This is a genomic window from Streptomyces sp. NPDC021224, from assembly GCF_044332905.1.
Taxonomy (GTDB): Bacteria; Actinomycetota; Actinomycetes; order Streptomycetales; family Streptomycetaceae; genus Actinacidiphila.
Genome location: NZ_JBIRPW010000002.1, coordinates 642,941 through 659,232, shown reverse-complemented (window position 1 = coordinate 659,232; position 16,292 = coordinate 642,941). Strand labels below are relative to the sequence as shown.

The window sequence follows — 16,292 nt, the reverse complement described above, 5'->3', positions numbered from 1 at the left end:
GTGACCCCGCGGTCCCCCCGCCCCGCCGCCCGCCGCGGGCGCCGCGGCCGGTACGCCCCGGGCTGCCTCCTGCGGTGGAGCCGCGACCTTGCGGTAGTGGCGGGCTGAGCGCGCAGTTCCCCGCGCCCCCACGTCCGTCACCCGGCGCGCCAAGTGCCTGCCCCCGGCGGAGCGGAAGAGGGCGAGTGTTTTCAGGGGCGCGGGGAACTGCGCGACAAGCCACCCACCCACCGCAAGGTCGCGGCTCCACCGCAAGCGGCAGCCCCGGGGCGCGGGCCCCGGTCAGAGGATCGTCGCCCCCGGGGCGGGCGCGGGCGCGGCGTAGGCGCGGCCCGGGAGGGCGGCGGCGAGGGCGTCGGCCGCGGCGGCGGAGGGCGCGAGGAAGGCGCAGGTCGGGCCGGAGCCCGAGACGAGCGCGGCGAGGGCGCCCCCGTCGAGCCCGGCGGCGAGCGTCGCGGCCAGCTCCGGCCGCAGGCCGACCGCCGCCGCCTGGAGGTCGTTCGTGAGTACCGCGGCAAGCCGCTCCGCGTCCCCCGCGGCGAGCGCGGCGACCAGCCCGGGGTCGGCGGCGGGCTCGGGAAGGTCCGCCGCGAGGTCCCCGCCTCCCCCGGCCCGCCGCAGGCGGTCGCACTCGCGGTACACCTCGGGCGTGGAGAGCCCGCCCTCGGCGACGGCGAAGACCCAGTGGAAGCCGCCGCCGACCGCCAGCGGTGTGAGCCGCTCGCCGCGGCCGAGGCCGAGCGCGGCCCCGCCGACGAGGCTGAAGGGCACGTCGCTGCCCAGCTCGGCGCACAGGTCGAGGAGTTCCTCGCGGGTCGCCCCGGTCCCCCACAGCGCGTCGCAAGCGACGAGCGCGCCCGCGGCGTCCGCGGAGCCGCCCGCCATGCCGCCGGCGACGGGGACGGCCTTGTCGATGTGCAGGTGGACGTCCGGCTCGATGCCGTACCGCTTGGCGAGCGCGACCGCCGCGCGCGCGGCGAGGTTCGTCCCGTCGAGCGGTACGCGGTCGACGTCCCGGCCTTCCGCGGTGAGCCGCAGCCCTTCCGCGGGTGCGGCGGTGACGTGGTCGTACAGTCCGACCGCGAGGAAGACGTTGGCCAGGTCGTGGAAGCCGTCGGGGCGCCGGCCGCCGACGGTGAGCTGGACGTTGACCTTGGCGGGCACGCGGACGGTGACGGCGGACACGGGCGGGTCGCTCCTCATGGTGGCGTTACGGCTTGTGCTCGGCGATGGCGGCGAATTCCTCGACGGTGAGCGCCTCGCCGCGGGCCTGCGGCGACACCCCGGCGGCCAGCAGCGCGGCCTCCGCGGCGGCCGCGGAGCCGGCCCATCCGGCGAGTGCGGCGCGCAGCGTCTTGCGGCGCTGTGCGAAGGCCGCGTCGACCGCGGCGAAGACGTCCCTGCGGCTCGCGGTGGTCCGCGGCGGGTCGCGCCGGACGAGCGAGACGAGCCCGGAGTCGACGTTGGGCGCGGGCCAGAAGACGTTGCGGCCGATGGCACCGGCCCGCTTGACGTCGGCGTACCAGCAGGCCTTGACCGACGGCACCCCGTACACCTTGCTGCCGGGCCGGGCGGCGAGCCGGTCGGCGACCTCGGACTGCACCATGACGAGCGTGCGCTCGATCGTCGGGAAGGTCGCGAGCATGTGCAGCAGCACGGGCACGGCGACGTTGTACGGCAGGTTGGCGACGAGCGCGGTGGGCGGCGGACCGGGCAGTTCGGTGACGGTCATGGCGTCGGCGTGCACCAGGGCGAAACGGTCCGCCCGCGTCGGCATCCGCGCGGCCACGGTCGCGGGCAGCGCGGCGGCGAGGACGTCGTCGATCTCGATCGCCGTCACCCGGTCCGCGGCCTCCAGCAGCGCCAGGGTGAGCGAGCCGAGCCCGGGACCGACCTCGACGACGGTGTCGTCCGGCTTCACCTCTGCGGTGCGGACGATCCGCCGCACGGTGTTCGCGTCGATGACGAAGTTCTGCCCGCGCTGCTTGGTGGGCCTGACGCCCAGCGCCGCGGCCAGTTCCCGTACGTCCGCGGGCCCCAGCAGACCGTCGTCCTCACTCGTCACCCGCCCAAGGCTAATGCCCCCGGCGGGCGCCCCTCGCCCGGCGCGGGCTCAGCGGCGCAGCCGCGCCCCGCAGACGGGCCAGGGCGCGGTGCCACGGGCGGCGTACAGCAGCCGGGCACGCAGCGTCTGCTCGGCGGCGGGCGCGTCCTGCGGAAGGCCCCGGCCGCCCATGCTGCGCCAGGTCCGCACGTCGAACTGGTAGAGGCCGCCGTAGCGCCCGGAGGGGTCCACGGCGTGCGGCCGCCCGCCGGACTCGCACGCGGCGAGCGCGGCCCAGTTCAGCCCGGCGCCCGCGGCGCCTGCTGCCGGGGCGGGTGCCGCGGGCGCTGACGCCTTGGGAGCGCGCGCGGGCCGCCGTACCGGCCCGGTGCCGACCCGGACCAGCTCGGTGACCGGCTGCCGGACCACCCGGCTGCCCAGCAGGCGCGGCGCCCCCGGCACGCCGTCCACGGTGCGCACGGTGTACGACAGCTCGCGCACCCCGGCCCGCCCGCGCCGCGCCACCCGGCTCGTCCCGCGCGGCAGCCCCGGATCGGCGCGCCGCACGGTGCGGTACGGCACCGGCTCGCGGCGCACCGTGGCGGAGTCGCGGATCCGCCGCACGGTGAAGGTGCCGCCGTCGTCCGGGAAGACGTCCGGCGCGGGCACCAGCGCGTCCCCGGCGGCCAGCAGCACCCCGGCGTCGGCGACGGCCCCGCGCGCGGTCACGGCGTGCGTACGCACCATGTGCGCCCGGCCGTCGGCCACGACGGTCACCCGGCGCAGCGTGCGCACGTCCAGCGCGAGCCCGCGGCGGCCGATCGACGTGCCGCGCGAGGCGTCCAGCAGCGCGCCGTCGGCCCGTACGCCCAGCTGCCGCAGGGCGGCCGAGACGGTCGTGGCGGTGGTCCACACCTGGCGCCGCCGCCCGTCGAGCGTGAGGGTCAGCGGGCGCCCGTACCGTACGGCCACCGCGTCGCCGTCGCGCAGCGGGTGGCCGGGGGCGGGCGCGACCAGGTCGTGCGCGCCGACCGCGATGCCCTGCTCACGCAGCACCCCGGCGACGTCGGACGCGGACGTCCGCACCGTCCGCGCCGTCCCGTCGACGCTCAGCCGGACGGTCGCGGCGCCGGCCACGCCGGCTCCCGTGCCACCGGCGAGCATCGCCACGACGAGTGCCTGCGGGACGAGCCTGCGCGCGTTTCCGGCTAGGTGAATGCTCACGACGCCGGACCTTAAGGCCTAAAAGCCACATAAACGGTTCATTCACCCATATGCCGCAGGCACCGCGTGTTGCGCCCGTCCGGGACGCATCCGGTACGCGCCCGGGGTCCCTGCCCGAGTCCGCGCCCGGGTCCGCCCGGTGGGCGCCGTCAGCGCGGGTAGCCGAAGGCCCGGGCGGTGTTGGCGGCGACCGCGGCCGCCAGCACGTCCTCGTCGTCACCGCGGGCCGCGGCCATCGCGCGCAGCGTCAGCGGGATGAGGTAGGGCGCGTTGGGCTGCCCGCGGTGCGGCACCGGCGGCAGGAACGGCGCGTCCGTCTCGACCAGCAGCAGCTCGCGCGGCGCCACGGCCACCGCGTCCCGCAGGTTCTGCGCGGACTTGTAGCTGACCGTCCCGGCGAAGGACATGTAGTAGCCGTGCTCGGCGCACACCTTCGCCATCTCCGCGTCCCCGGAGTAGCAGTGGAAGACCACCCGCTCGGGCGCGCCCTCCTCCGCCAGGATGCGCAGCACGTCCGCGTGCGCGTCCCGGTCGTGGATGACCAGCGCCTTGCCGCGGCGCTTGGCGATCTCGATGTGCCGGCGGAAGGAGTGCTGCTGGTCGGCCACGCCCTCCGGCCCGGTGCGGAAGTAGTCCAGGCCCGTCTCGCCCACGCCGAGGACCTGCGGCAGCGCGGCCAGCGCGTCGATCGCGTCGATCTCCGCTTCCAGCCCGGCCCGCCCGCCCTCCTCCGGCCGCGCCACGACCCGCGGCGCCTCGTTCGGATGCAGCGCCACCGACGCCCAGATGCGCTCCCAGGCCGCCGCCGTCTCCGCCGCCCAGCGCGACCCCGGCAGATCGCACCCCACCTGCACCAGCGTGTCCACACCCACCGCCGCGGCCTGCGCCACCGCCTCGGCGACCGTGCCGGACTGCATGTCGAGATGCGTGTGCGAATCGGCCACCGCCACCCGCAGCGGCGCGGGCGCCGGCGGAGGTGTGCGATCCCGGTCCCGGTCCGTGCCGGCCCTGCTGCTCCTGTCTGCCATACCCGTGATCCTAGGGACGGGCTACGACAGCCGGGCAGCGCGGGCGGTCAGGCCGTCTCACGGTGGCGGTGCAGGAAGCGCAGGGCGGACCAGTGGTGCGGGCGGTGCTCCCGGGCCAGGTGCCACGGCTCGACGGCCTCCACACCGGCGACCCGCCCCGAGCGCATGATCCGCACGTGCTCCCCGCCGCAGTTCCCGCACGCCGGGCTGGTGAGCGGCGACGGCACAGAGGTGCCGTCGGCGAGGTACGTCACGTACTCGCGGCCGAAGGTGTCCACATGGTGCTCGATCTCGTACGCCTGCTCCCAGCCGTACCCGCAGTTCAGGCACGCGAACGAGTACGCCTCCCGCACCCGCGGCTGCGCGCCGCTCCCGACTGTGCCGCTCATCACCCACTCCTCCACTCACCGCCCTCCGGGCCGGCCCACCCGCCCGCCTCCCCTTCCAGCGAACCTCGCCCCCGAACCCACAGCAACCCGGCCCCCGGGCGGGCGCCGCGCACTGCGGCGCGGGGGGCGCGTTTCCCGGGGCCCACTCCGGGTGAGGCGGCGCGCGCGGCGCGGGCCCGCGTTTTCCGCGGGCCACCCCGGCGGGGGGCGGCGCGCGCGATGTGGGGCACCGTGTTTCGGGGCGCGCCTGCCGCGCGGGGCAGCGCGCAGCCCAGGGCGCCCGCCCAGCGCAAGAGCACCCCCGAGCGGCGAGCTCAAGAAGCGGCAAGCTCAGGAAGCAGCGTGCTTCGCGGCCACCACCGCGTCGAAGACGTCCCGCTTCGGAACCCCCACCTCCGCGGCCACCGCCGCAATCGCGGGCTTGCGGCCCTCCCCCGCCGCCTCCCGCGCGGCGACGAGCCGCGCCAGCTCCTCCGGTCCGAGGTCCGCGGGCGCCGCGGCCGGCGCGCCCTCGACCACGACCGTGATCTCCCCGCGTACCCCGTCCTGCGCGGCCCAGCGGGCGAGCTCGGCGAGCGGCCCGCGCCGCACCTCCTCGTACGTCTTGGTGAGCTCGCGGCAGACCGCCGCGCGCCGCTCGGCGCCGAAGACCTCGGCCATCGCGGCGAGGGTGTCGTCGATGCGGTGCGTCGCCTCGAAGTAGACGAGCGTGCGGCGGTCCGCGGCGACCTCGCGGAGCCGGGCGAGGCGTTCACCGGCCTTGCGGGGCAGGAAGCCCTCGAAGCAGAAGCGGTCGACGGGCAGCCCGGAGACGGCGAGCGCGGTGAGGACGGCGGAGGGCCCGGGGACGGCGGTGACGGTGATGCCGTGCTCGACGCACGCGGCGACGAGCCGGTAGCCGGGGTCGGAGACGGACGGCATGCCGGCGTCCGTGACGAGCACCACCCGCGCCCCGCCGGCCAGCGCCTCGACCAGTTCGGGGGTGCGCCCCGCCTCGTTGCCCTCGAAGTAGGAGACGATCCGCCCGGCCGGCTCGATGCCGAGCGCCGCGGTGAGCCGGCGCAGCCGCCGGGTGTCCTCGGCGGCGATCACGTCGGCGCCGGCCAGCTCCGTGCCGAGCCGGGGCGGCGCGTCGGCGGGGTCGCCGATGGGGGTTCCGGCCAGTACGAGGACGCCTGCGGCTTGCGTGGTCACCGTCCCAGTCTCGCACCGCCCGCGGCGGCCCCCGGCCCGTACCGCGGCCGTACGGCAGTCGTACCGGGGCCGTACCGCGGTCGTACGGCGGGGCGGCGGGGCCCGGAACGGCCCCGGGTTTGCGGACAAACAGGGGCGCCGGGCGCCGACCCTCATCACATTTTCAGAGGCGTTCCCTACGATGGGCCGGTGATGAGTGAGACCGCGACGCAGGACCGGGCCACCGAGGATGTTCCGGCCGAGGCGCAGCCGAGCCCGTGGGCTCAGCGGCTGCGCAGGTTCGGGTATGCGGAGCGGCCGCGTACGGACACCCGGGAGCGGCTGGTGCCGCCCTTCCCGGAGCCGGGGACCCGGTTCTGGCAGATGCTGGGCCTGGCCCCGGCGCGGGCCCGGCTGGTGGCGAAGGCCAACGGCTGGCTCGGGCCGATCCTGGTGGCGGTGCTCGCGGGCGGCCTGCGGTTCTGGCACCTGGGCACCCCGCGCGAGGTCGTCTTCGACGAGACGTACTACGCCAAGGACTCCTGGTCGCTGCTCAAGCTCGGCTACGAGGGCACCTGGCCGGACGCCAAGATCGCCAACACCGACATCCTGGCGCACCCGCAGACGATCCCGCTGTCGGACTCGCCCGGCTACGTCGTCCACCCACCGGCCGGCAAGTGGGTGATCGCGCTCGGCGAGTGGATGTTCGGCATGAACCCCTTCGGCTGGCGCTTCATGATGGCGCTGCTCGGCACCCTGTCGGTGCTGATGCTGTGCCGGATCGGCCGCCGCCTGTTCCGCTCCACCGCGCTGGGCTGCCTGGCCGGGCTGCTGATGGCGGTGGACGGGCTGCACTTCGTGATGAGCCGGATCGCGCTGCTCGACCTGGTGATCATGTTCTTCGCGCTCGCGGCGTTCGGCTGCCTGCTGGTCGACCGGGACTGGTCGCGGGCCCGGCTGGCGCGCGCGCTGCCGGTCGACGAGGAGGGCTGGGCGGGCCCGGACCGGCAGGTCGGCGGGCGCAAGGGCATGGGCTGGCGGCCGTGGCGGATCGCCGCGGCGGTGTGCCTGGGCCTGGCGGCGGCGAGCAAGTGGAACGGCCTGTACTTCCTGGCCTTCTTCGCGCTGCTCACGCTCGCCTGGGACATCGGCTCGCGCCGCCTGGCGGGCGCCCGCAACCCGTGGCTGGCGGTGCTGCGCAAGGACTTCGGCTGGTCGGTGCTGACGATGTTCCCGGTCGCGGTGCTGACGTACCTGGCGACCTGGACCGGCTGGTTCATGTCCGACAGCGCCTACAACCGGCACTGGGCCGACCACCGGGGCGGCACCTGGTCGTGGATCCCGGCACCTCTGCGCAGCCTGTGGCACTACGAGTACGAGGTCTACCAGTTCAACGTCACGCTGCACACGCCGCACCCGTACCAGTCCAACCCGTGGAGCTGGCTGGTGCTGGGGCGGCCGGTGTCGTACTACTTCGAGTCGCCGAAGTACGGCGAGCAGGGCTGCCACGCGACGGGCGGCTGCTCGAAGGAGATCCTGGCGCTGGGCACCCCGCTGCTGTGGTGGTCGGCGTGCTTCGCGCTGCTCTACCTGCTCTACCGCTGGGTGATGCGCCGCGACTGGCGCGCGGGCGCGATCCTGTGCGCGGCGGGAGCGGGCCTGCTGCCGTGGCTGCACTACCAGGACCGGACGATCTTCTACTTCTACGCGGTGTCGTTCGTCCCCTACCTGTGCCTGGCGGTCGCGATGATGGTGGGCGCCTTCCTCGGCCCGCCCGGCTCCTCGGAGAGCCGCCGGATGTGGGGCGCGGTGGGCGCCGGCACCCTGGTGCTGCTCATCATCTGGAACTTCATCTATTTCTTCCCGATCTACACAGGTATGACCATCCCCTATACCGGCTGGCAGTCCCGGATGTGGTTCGACTCCTGGGTCTGACCGGCGGAAGGTCGCGGGCGGGGGGGCGCGGGCGGAAGTCCACCGGCGCGGAGGGCCGCGGGGCGGGGGCGGCGAGACTCACAGGCGGAGGCGACCGTTCGGGGACGAAGCCGTGTTGCATTCGAGACCTGTCCCGTCACACCCGTCACGTAAAGTGCGCTGAGAACGCGATCATTTGAACGCGTTCAGGGGTGGGGAGGGGGATTCGGGATGCCACTGGCTCCTGGAGCGAAGGCCGGGATCCTGGGAACGGTCCTGGTCGTCATGCTGAGCGTCGCCGGATACGGCGCCTACAACATCTACGACGGGCTGAACGGCGACAAGGGCGGCGGCAGCAGCAAGGACCGTACGGTCGCGGACACGGCCGCACCGGTCGCACCGGCCGACATCACCAAGACGGCCGCGGCGTTCCTCGCTGCCTGGTCGGCGGGCGACGTGAAGAAGGCCGCGATCCTCACGGACTCGCTGCAGACGTCGACGGCGGCGATGACGTCGCTGATCCAGGACGCGAAGGTCAGCAAGGTCACCGCGACCCCGCAGCCGCTGAACGGGACGACCGTGCCCTTCACGGTGAAGGCGACCGTCACGTACGCGAACCTGCCGCCGAAGGAGTGGGACTACAGCTCCCAGCTGACGGTCGACCGCAACCTGAGCGGCCAGCCGGTCGTGAAGTGGACACCCGACGTGCTGGTGCCCGGCGTCCAGGCGAACCAATCGATAATCACCGGCCAGGCGACCTCGCCGCAGCTGGACCTGGTGGACCGCCACGGCAAGGTCATGACCGCCGACAAGTACCCGGGCCTGACCGACGTCTTCACCGACCTGCGCAAGCGCTACAGCGGCTCGGGCGGCACACCGGGCATCGAGACGTACATCGCCGACGCCCACCAGGACACCGTCAAGACCCTGCTGGTGGTCAAGCCCGGCAAGAACGCCCGGCTGAAGACCACCCTGGACGCCACCCTCCAGGCGGCGGCGGACAAGGCCGTCGCGTCCGCGACCAACGCGGGCGTCACCGCCCTCGACACCCGGACCGGCGACATCCTGGCGATGGCCACCAACCCGCCCGGCGGCGAGAACTACGCACTGGCCCTCAAGGCGCCCGGCTCGACCTTCAAGATCGTGACGGCCACGGCGCTGATGCTGGCCCCGCACTCGAAGGCCTACCCGAACGGCATCGGGCCGAGCTCGCCCGCTCGGTGCGTGGACGGCTACAACGTGGTGGGCGGCAAGCAATACCACAACGTCACCCGGGACAACCTCAACGCCGACCTGGCCTGGGACTTCGCCCAGTCCTGCAACACCGGCTTCATCCGGCTCTCCCCGAACCTCGAACAGCCCGACGGTCTGTCCGACGTCGGGAGGAAGTACTTCGGCATCGGCGGCAAGGCGGAGCCGTGGTACGTCGGCACCGGCACCGAGGACGGCAGCATCCCGGGTGGCACGGGCGACGAGTTCACCTCGGAGATGATCGGCCAGGGGCAGGTGCTGGTGAACACCCTGAACATGGCGTCGGTCTCCGCCACCGTGGTCAACGGGAAGTTCCTGCAGCCGACGATCCTCCAGGACAAGAGCCTGATCGAGAACCGCACCACCATCCCCACCACCCGGCTGCCCGGCTACGTGCAGCAGGGGCTGAAGCAGATGATGAAGGAGACCGCCGACCACGGCACGGCGGCGGGCCTGCTGCACGGCGTCGCCAGTCCGTACGGCGCCAAGACCGGCTCGGCGGAGGAGAACGAGGGCCAGGCCGACGGCTGGTTCACCGCCTACGCCGGCCATGTCGCCGCCGCCGGCGTCGTCCTGGGCGGCGGCCACGGCAACGCCTCGGCGGGGCCGATCGTCGCGAGCGTGCTCAAAGCCGCCTCCTGACCGCTCCCGGCCGCCCGCCGGACCGCACTCCCGCCGGACCGCACTCCCGCCGGACCACCACCCGCGGCCGGCGGGACCCGCCATCCCCCTCCCGGGGCGGGGCCCGCCGGCGGCGGCAACGGACGGGCAGGCGCACGCGTACGCACGCCGCCCGTCCCGACCCCCCGTCGTCTGCGCCCACACTAGGCGGAGGGTCTGACAACGCCCCGCCGCGGCGGCCGCGGCCGAAGTACCCTGAACGCCATGGGCAGGGACGACGGCGGACACATGAGCATCGCGACCGCGCTGGTGCGCGCCGCCTTCCTCGTCAACGCCGTCTACGCCGAGACGGCCCGGGAGTACGGCATCACCAGCCAGCAGGGCCAGTTGCTGTGCGTGCTGATGCCTCAGCCGCGCGGGATGGCCGACCTCGGGGAGACGCTGGGCCTGGCCAAGTCGAGCCTGACCGGCCTGGTCGACCGCACCGCCCAGCGCGGCCTGGTGCGCCGCGAACCCGACCCGGAGGACGGGCGGGCGGTACGCGTCGCCCTCACCGGCGAGGGAACGACGCTGGTCGACGCCTTCTACGCCGAGACGTGCCGCCGCGTCGAACTCCTCCCCCAGGGCCTGCCGCCCGCCGACCGCGACACCATGGCCGCGCTGCTGGGCCGCGTCGTGACGGACAACCAGGTGCCGGTGGTCTTCCTCGACCACGAGGCGGCCTCGCACCGCTGACGGCAGCGGCCCCGGCGGTGCGCCTCAGGCGGTGCCGAACAGCTCGGCGAAGCGCCCGGTGAACAGGTCGGCGCCCTTGTACGCGGCGACCGCCGAGGCGGGCAGCAGCGTGGGCGGGGTGCCGGGCTCCTCGGCGGGCACCTGCCCGACCCCGCCGTCCGGCCCGAGCGGCAGCAGCACCGACGGCACCGGGGAGGGCGTGTACGTCGCGGCGGGCCGCTCACCGCGCACCTGCGCGGCGACGTTCGCCGCCACGACCGCGGCGTGCTTCATCGCGTAGCCCGCCATCTTGGCCTCGGCCAGGTCGGTGAGGTCGCCGAGCGCGTACAGCCGCTCATGGCCGCGCACCTGGAGGGTGGCGGTCACCCGCACCTGCCCGCGCTCGCTCAGCGCGTCTGCGTCCAGACTGCCGGCGAGGTAACCGCCGTTCACCCGCACCCCGTGGCAGCGGAACCAGATGTCCGCCTCGACCGTGTCCCCCGCGGTGGTCGCCACCGCGAACGCGCCCGCCCGCCCGGCGGGCGTCGGCGGCTGCGCGGCGAGCGCGGCGCCGAGCCGCAGTTCCACGCCCAGGGCGGCGAGCTGGCGGTGCAGTTCGGCGCGCAGTTCGGGCGCGAAGGCCGGCATGATCTCATCGGCCGGGTCGAGCAGGGTGACGCGCTTGCCGGGCCACACCGCGGCGATCTCCCCCGCCAGCTCCAGCCCGACCGGCCCCGCGCCGGTGATCAGCACACGCCCGGCCGCCGACAGCTCCTTGTGCGCCGCCCGCAACCGGTCCAGCGCCTCGGCGGAGACGTCGCTGTCGCTCTTCGCCGGGAACGGGTAGTCCGACCCGGTGGCCAGCACGACGTAGTCCGCGGCGATCCGCCCGCCACCGGCGAGGGTGACACCGCGAGCATCGCTATCGATAGCCGCCACGCGATCCCTCACCACCCGTCCGCGCGCCAGCAGCCCGTCGTACGGGAAGAAGATGTTCCCGGCCCACTCCGGCTTCACCAGCGCCCGGAGCGAACCGGCCGCGTGCACGAATGCGTCCCTCGGCTCGACCAGGACGACGTCCACCCCGTCCTCCGCGTCCAGCGCCTTGGCGACGCTGGACCCGCCGTACCCGCCGCCGACGACCACCACGGTGCTGCTCATGTTCCGTACCCCATAATCGATAGGCGATCTTCATTCGTACCACGAACGATATTAGTTCGTATTACGAATGACAACCGTACAAGGCCGCTGCCTCTTCCCGGATCCGCGAAACAATCGCCGCCAGATGTCCGCGCGTGAGGACCGGCCGCCCGTCCAACGCGCGCGCCGGGCGCGGGGTCACCGCGAGGTCAGCGCCCCCGAACGGTCATGCGCCAGTCCCGGCACCGGCGGGCACGCACCTGAGGTCGCACGCGGTCAGCGACGCCGGCGCCGTACGCGGCCACACCGTGCCGTGGTCGGCCGGATCGCCGTACGAGCCTGCGCGGCATGCCGAAGGACACCCGTTCGACCCGCCCGTGGGCGACGGCCCGGCGCACGAGACCGGTCGCGATGTCGCACGCGTCCACCACGAGGGCGATCCGCAGGTCCGCCGCGGTCCGGCCGCGACCCGCCGGTGGGGCCGCGTCGTCGGCCGAGAGAAGCGCCCGGGAGGCGGCCTCCTCCCACGGGAACCACCCCGGCCGCACGGTCGGCCCGCCGGTCGCCACCCGGGCGGTGAGCGGCGCGCGGAGAAAGAGGTCGACGTCGAACGGCGGAGTCGTCACGCCGGCATCCTCGGCGGCCCGGCACCGCCCGCACCACCCGGACCTTCGCCCTGCACCGCTGTCCCTGCACCTGCGCCACGGCCCCGCGGGACTCCCCCGGCGGCTACGGCGCGTCGCCCGCCTCGGCGGCCCCGACCGCCGCCGTGAAGCCGGGGTTGCTGATGAGGATGCCGCCGTCGACCGGCAGCGTCACGCCGGTGATCCAGGCCGCGTCCGACGAGGCGAGGAAGGTGACCGCGCCCGCGATGTCCGCGGGTTCGCCGACCCTGCCCAGCGGGTAGAGGGCCGCCGCGGCGTCGACCGCCGACTCGCGGCCCGCCCAGGCCGGGGTGCGCACGGTGCCCGGCGCGACGAGGTTGACGCGGACGCCGCGGGGCGCTGGCTGCACCGCCAGCGTGCGGGTCAGTGACATCAGCCCCGCCTTGGCGGCGCTGTAGGAGTGGTTGCCGAAGTAGGCGAGGCCGTTGACCGAGCCGATGTTGACCACCGCGCCGCGCCGGCCGGGCGCCGCGGCCAGGTGCGGCAGCGCCGCGCGGGTGCAGCGCATCGCGCCGACGAGCGTGATGTCGAGGTCGAGCCGCCAGTCCTCGTCGTCCTCGTCCTCGAAGGCACCCGGGTGCTCGGCGCACCGGTAGGCGTTGTTGACGAGCACGTCCAGCGTCCCGAAGACGTCGACCGCGCGGGCCACCGCCGCGTCCACGGCCTCGCGGTCGGCCACGTCGCAGCCGCAGGCCTCGGCCCTGCCGCCCGCCGCGCGAACGGCGGCCGCGGTCGCCTCGGCGGCCTCCGCGTCGATGTCGGCGATCAGCACCCCCGCGCCCTCGGCGGCGAAGCGCCGCGCCGTGGCCTCCCCGATGCCGCGCGCACCGCCCGTGACGATCACACCGTACGACTCGAAGCGTCCGCCCATGCGGTCAGCGTATGCACTCCCTGAGCGCCCTGACCAGAGCCTGTGCGCGGGGGTCGGCGGTGACGTTGCGCTGCATGCCGTTGGTGACGTAGCCGAAGCCCGTGCCGGTGTCCGGGTCGGCGAAGGCCAGGCTGCCGCCGCGGCCCGGGTGGCCGAAGGAGCCGGGGCCGAGCAGGGGGGCGGCCGGGCCGTGCAGCATGTAGCCGAGCCCGAAGAGGGTGTTGACGACCAGCACCCGGTCGGGCCCCTCCGATTCCGGGGTCCTCGCCGCCGTCACCGTCGCCGGCGCGAACAGCCGGGGCCCACCGTCCACCTCGCCCACCAGCGCCGCGTAGAAGCGGGCGAGCGACCGGGCGGTGGCGATGCCGCCGGAGGCGGCGAGTTCCCCGGCGCGGTAGGCCGGGTCGTTCTCGTCCGGCAGCGGTGTGATCGCGGCGAAGGCCCGCCGGGTGAGCGAGCCGGCGTCGGCGTACGCGTCGTGCACGGAGCGCTTGGGCCGGCTGCGCAGCACCCCGGACACCGCCGGTTCTGGTGCCGCGATGTCGGCGATCGTGCCGACCTGGCCCGTCCGGTCGTCCGGCAGTCCTATCCACAGGTCCAGACCCAGCGGCCGCGCTATCTCCTCGGCGGTGAAGCGGCCGATCGTCCGCCCCGAGGCGCGCAGCACCAGCTCGCCGGTGAGCCAGCTGAAGGTCTGCGCGTGGTAGCCGTGTTCCCTGCCGGGCGCGAAGAGCGGCTGCTGGGCGGCCACCGCGCGCGGCCCCGACGTCCCGTCGAGCGCCTGCTGCGGGGTCAGCGGCTCGTCCAGCGCGGGCACCGCGGCCCGGTGCGCCAGCACGTCCCGCACCGTCACCCGCTCCTTGCCGCGCGCCTTGAACTCCGGCCAGTAGGCGCCCACGGGCGCGTCCAGGTCGAGCTGGCCGCGCTGGTGGAGCAGCAGCAGGCAGGCCGCGGCCACGCCCTTGGTCGCCGACCGCACCGTCTGCGCCGTCTCCTCGCGCCACGGCGCGCCGCCCTCCGGGGAGGCCGTGCCGCCCCACAGGTCGACGACGCGGCGCCCGTGCCGGTAGACCGAGACCGCCGCCCCGCGGTCGCCGCGCCGGGCGAAATTGCCCGCGAAGGCGGCGCGTACCGGCTCGTAGCCGGGCTCGACCACCCCGTGCACCTCGATGCCGTCCATCGGCCGCCTCCTCTCCGCCGGGCCCTCCGCCGCCGGTGGGGCGGCTTGTCCGCTGCTGCTGTCGCGTCCCCTCCATGGTGCACGAGGGGTACGACAACCGGCCGCGGGGGGACGCGGGGAGGGGCCTGGAGGCACGGCGGTCAGGTCGTGTCCGGCAACGGCGGCGGGCCCGTACCGGGACCGCGGTCCGGGTCTGGTGACCCGGAGGCGGCCCCGTTACGGGCCCGGTGGGGGGATCCGCTATCGGCTGCTGTCGCTTACGAGAGCGGCGGGTATGCGTTGGCGATCAGCTGGTGGAACTGGGCCGAGAACCAGTGGCCCGCCAGCGGGGAGTTCGGCAGAGCACCCGTCGGGTTGTTGCCGTTGCGCGCGTTGCCGCCGTAGGTCGGGTCGCACATCTGGTCGAAGCCCTTGCCCTCGTCGTTGCTGATGGCAGAGCTCGCACCGTCGGACTCACCCGGCGGCTTGACCCACACGTAGGCGTCGATGTTGCTCGCGGGAGCGGCCGTCGGCCGCGCTCCGATGCCCGCGCCGGACTGGTTGCACCAGTTGCCGGCGTGGATGCGGCGGTCGATGCGGCCACCGTCGACGTAGGTGTCCACGCTGGTCGTCGCGCCCGGACCGGTGGGACGGGCGGTGCCGCCCCAGCCGTTGCGGCCGGTGTCGATCAGCATGCCGATGCTGGACGGGAAGCCGTCGGAGATCAGCTGGTTGCGCAGGCCGAGCGCGTACGACTGCTCGTCCACGTAGTTGTTCCAGTCGACCCACTTCGACTGACGCACGGTGGTGCCGTTGACGTTGTCCGTCACCTTGAAGTTGGGCTCCACGGTGGCGCTGTAGTTCGCCGTGTTGGTGATGAAGCCCTGGACGTCGGACAGGCTGGCGCCGTTGCTCGTCGCGACCTTGTAGAACTCCTGGGCGGACGGGCCGAGGTTGCTGTCCCAGCCCAGCCAGGCGTGGTGGCCGGCGTCGATGTAGTTGTAGGTGTTGCCGAGGGCGCCCAGCTTCGACAGGGCGTAGCTGACGCCCTTCTCGTAGTTGCCGTTCGCCTTCATGGTCGCGCAGGCGTCCGTCGAACCGGCGGTGCCGCCCGCGTTGGTGACGAGGTTCGGCAGCGAGTCGGGCTCGATGATGTTGACGATGCGCAGGTTCGCGTACGCGGAGTTGCCCTCGATCGCGGTGATCGGGTCGATGTAGTCGGTCTGGTACTTGCCGATGTCCGTCGGGCCGAGCTCACCGTTGGAGGCGAGCGCGGAGCAGTCGCGGCCCGGCAGGTCGTAGATCACGAGCTCGATCGTGAGCGGCTGGCCGGCAGCCTGCTGGACGGCCGCGTCCAGGTGCGCCTTCAGGCCCATGCCGCCGTTGACGCCGTTGATCGCGGCGATCCGGTCGAGCCAGACCGCGGTCGACTGCTTCGCGATGGCCTGGCCGCCGTCCCCGGCCGCAAGGGCGGACCACTCCGAGTTGACGTAGCCCTTGGCCCCGACGTAGGGGTTGTCCACCTTCTGACCGGGCGGAGGCGTGGTCGGCGGGGTGGTGGGAGGCGTGGTGGGAGGCGTGGTGGGAGGCGTGGTCGGCGGGGTCGTCGGCGGGGTGGTGGGAGGCGTGGTGCCGCCCGTCGAACCGCCGTTGGTGCCACCGGTGCCACCACAGGTGACGCCGTTCAGGGTGAACGAGGTCGGCTTGGCATTGGTACCGCTGTAGGTGCCCTGGAAGCCGAAGTTCGTCGTCCCGCCGGTCGCGATCGCCCCGTTGTACGACAGGCTCGCGGCGCTGACGGCCGCACCCGACTGGGTGATGGTGGCGTTCCAGCCGGAGGTGACCTTCTGGTTGCCGGCGAAGGTCCAGCCGAGATTCCAGCTGGTCACCGCGGGGCCGGTGTTGGTGACGGTCACCGACGCGGTGAAGCCGCTGCCCCAGTCGTTGAGGCTGTAGTCGACCGAGCAACCGGCCGTGGCGGCCGCCGCGGACGGCGCGTTCAGGGCGGCGGCGATACCGCCGGAGGCAATGACCATCAGACCCGCGGCAATGGCCGCGGTTCTGCGTCGGACAATCGGGACTGCCATGTGCGAACAACC

14 protein-coding genes are annotated in these 16,292 nt (G+C 74.3%); 3 read left to right on the top strand and 11 right to left on the bottom strand.

The window, feature by feature from the left end:
- Positions 1 to 282: 282 nt before the first annotated feature.
- The 6 genes from ACH4PY_RS08150 to rsmI form a co-directional block, all read right to left on the bottom strand.
- On the bottom strand, positions 283 to 1,203 hold the full coding sequence (locus ACH4PY_RS08150; protein ID WP_398177251.1) for a 4-(cytidine 5'-diphospho)-2-C-methyl-D-erythritol kinase: 921 nt from the start codon (positions 1,201 to 1,203) through the stop codon (positions 283 to 285).
- 7 nt (positions 1,204 to 1,210) lie between these two features.
- A complete protein-coding gene (gene rsmA, locus ACH4PY_RS08145) occupies positions 1,211 to 2,065 on the bottom strand; it encodes a 16S rRNA (adenine(1518)-N(6)/adenine(1519)-N(6))-dimethyltransferase RsmA (protein ID WP_398177248.1) in 855 nt (284 codons plus the stop codon).
- Positions 2,066 to 2,113: 48 nt separating this feature from the next.
- Positions 2,114 to 3,268, bottom strand: coding sequence for a ubiquitin-like domain-containing protein (locus ACH4PY_RS08140; protein ID WP_398177245.1), 1,155 nt, complete (start codon positions 3,266 to 3,268; stop codon positions 2,114 to 2,116).
- 149 nt (positions 3,269 to 3,417) lie between these two features.
- A complete protein-coding gene (locus tag ACH4PY_RS08135) occupies positions 3,418 to 4,296 on the bottom strand; it encodes a TatD family hydrolase (protein ID WP_398177242.1) in 879 nt (292 codons plus the stop codon).
- 47 nt (positions 4,297 to 4,343) lie between these two features.
- On the bottom strand, positions 4,344 to 4,685 hold the full coding sequence (locus ACH4PY_RS08130; protein WP_398177240.1) for a hypothetical protein: 342 nt from the start codon (positions 4,683 to 4,685) through the stop codon (positions 4,344 to 4,346).
- Positions 4,686 to 5,015: 330 nt separating this feature from the next.
- Complete coding sequence (gene rsmI, locus ACH4PY_RS08125) at positions 5,016 to 5,879, bottom strand: 16S rRNA (cytidine(1402)-2'-O)-methyltransferase (protein ID WP_398177237.1); 864 nt, start codon at positions 5,877 to 5,879, stop codon at positions 5,016 to 5,018.
- 192 nt (positions 5,880 to 6,071) lie between these two features.
- Between rsmI and ACH4PY_RS08120 the strand changes: the two genes are divergently transcribed.
- From ACH4PY_RS08120 to ACH4PY_RS08110, 3 genes are all read left to right on the top strand, one after another.
- Positions 6,072 to 7,793: a dolichyl-phosphate-mannose--protein mannosyltransferase gene (locus ACH4PY_RS08120; protein ID WP_398177638.1), complete on the top strand. Its 1,722-nt coding sequence runs from the start codon at positions 6,072 to 6,074 to the stop codon at positions 7,791 to 7,793.
- A 210-nt stretch (positions 7,794 to 8,003) separates the two neighbouring features.
- Entirely contained in the window at positions 8,004 to 9,665 is a 1,662-nt protein-coding gene (locus ACH4PY_RS08115) for a penicillin-binding transpeptidase domain-containing protein (RefSeq protein ID WP_398177234.1), read from the top strand.
- A 267-nt stretch (positions 9,666 to 9,932) separates the two neighbouring features.
- Positions 9,933 to 10,379, top strand: a complete 447-nt coding sequence (locus ACH4PY_RS08110; protein ID WP_398177635.1) for a MarR family winged helix-turn-helix transcriptional regulator — start codon at positions 9,933 to 9,935, stop codon at positions 10,377 to 10,379.
- Between the two features lie 24 nt (positions 10,380 to 10,403).
- Here ACH4PY_RS08110 and ACH4PY_RS08105 read toward each other — a convergent pair whose 3' ends face one another.
- From ACH4PY_RS08105 to ACH4PY_RS08085, 5 genes are all read right to left on the bottom strand, one after another.
- Positions 10,404 to 11,519, bottom strand: coding sequence for an NAD(P)/FAD-dependent oxidoreductase (locus ACH4PY_RS08105; RefSeq protein WP_398177232.1), 1,116 nt, complete (start codon positions 11,517 to 11,519; stop codon positions 10,404 to 10,406).
- 188 nt (positions 11,520 to 11,707) lie between these two features.
- A complete protein-coding gene (locus ACH4PY_RS08100) occupies positions 11,708 to 12,124 on the bottom strand; it encodes a pyridoxamine 5'-phosphate oxidase family protein (RefSeq protein ID WP_398177230.1) in 417 nt (138 codons plus the stop codon).
- Between the two features lie 103 nt (positions 12,125 to 12,227).
- A complete protein-coding gene (locus ACH4PY_RS08095; protein ID WP_398177227.1) occupies positions 12,228 to 13,034 on the bottom strand; it encodes an SDR family NAD(P)-dependent oxidoreductase in 807 nt (268 codons plus the stop codon).
- 4 nt (positions 13,035 to 13,038) lie between these two features.
- Positions 13,039 to 14,214: a serine hydrolase domain-containing protein gene (locus ACH4PY_RS08090; protein WP_398177224.1), complete on the bottom strand. Its 1,176-nt coding sequence runs from the start codon at positions 14,212 to 14,214 to the stop codon at positions 13,039 to 13,041.
- A gap of 257 nt (positions 14,215 to 14,471) precedes the next feature.
- Positions 14,472 to 16,280, bottom strand: a complete 1,809-nt coding sequence (locus ACH4PY_RS08085) for a glycoside hydrolase family 6 protein (protein ID WP_398177221.1) — start codon at positions 16,278 to 16,280, stop codon at positions 14,472 to 14,474.
- Positions 16,281 to 16,292: the final 12 nt, after the last annotated feature.

Coding starts and splice junctions, on each gene's coding strand:
- ACH4PY_RS08150 (WP_398177251.1), bottom strand. CDS start 1,203: ATGAGGAGCGACCCGCCCGTGTCCGCCGTCACCGTCCGCGTGCCCGCC.
- ACH4PY_RS08135 (WP_398177242.1), bottom strand. CDS start 4,296: ATGGCAGACAGGAGCAGCAGGGCCGGCACGGACCGGGACCGGGATCGC.
- ACH4PY_RS08130 (WP_398177240.1), bottom strand. CDS start 4,685: ATGAGCGGCACAGTCGGGAGCGGCGCGCAGCCGCGGGTGCGGGAGGCG.
- ACH4PY_RS08120 (WP_398177638.1), top strand. CDS start 6,072: ATGAGTGAGACCGCGACGCAGGACCGGGCCACCGAGGATGTTCCGGCC.
- ACH4PY_RS08115 (WP_398177234.1), top strand. CDS start 8,004: ATGCCACTGGCTCCTGGAGCGAAGGCCGGGATCCTGGGAACGGTCCTG.
- ACH4PY_RS08110 (WP_398177635.1), top strand. CDS start 9,933: ATGAGCATCGCGACCGCGCTGGTGCGCGCCGCCTTCCTCGTCAACGCC.
- ACH4PY_RS08105 (WP_398177232.1), bottom strand. CDS start 11,519: ATGAGCAGCACCGTGGTGGTCGTCGGCGGCGGGTACGGCGGGTCCAGC.
- ACH4PY_RS08095 (WP_398177227.1), bottom strand. CDS start 13,034: ATGGGCGGACGCTTCGAGTCGTACGGTGTGATCGTCACGGGCGGTGCG.
- ACH4PY_RS08090 (WP_398177224.1), bottom strand. CDS start 14,214: ATGGACGGCATCGAGGTGCACGGGGTGGTCGAGCCCGGCTACGAGCCG.
- ACH4PY_RS08085 (WP_398177221.1), bottom strand. CDS start 16,280: ATGGCAGTCCCGATTGTCCGACGCAGAACCGCGGCCATTGCCGCGGGT.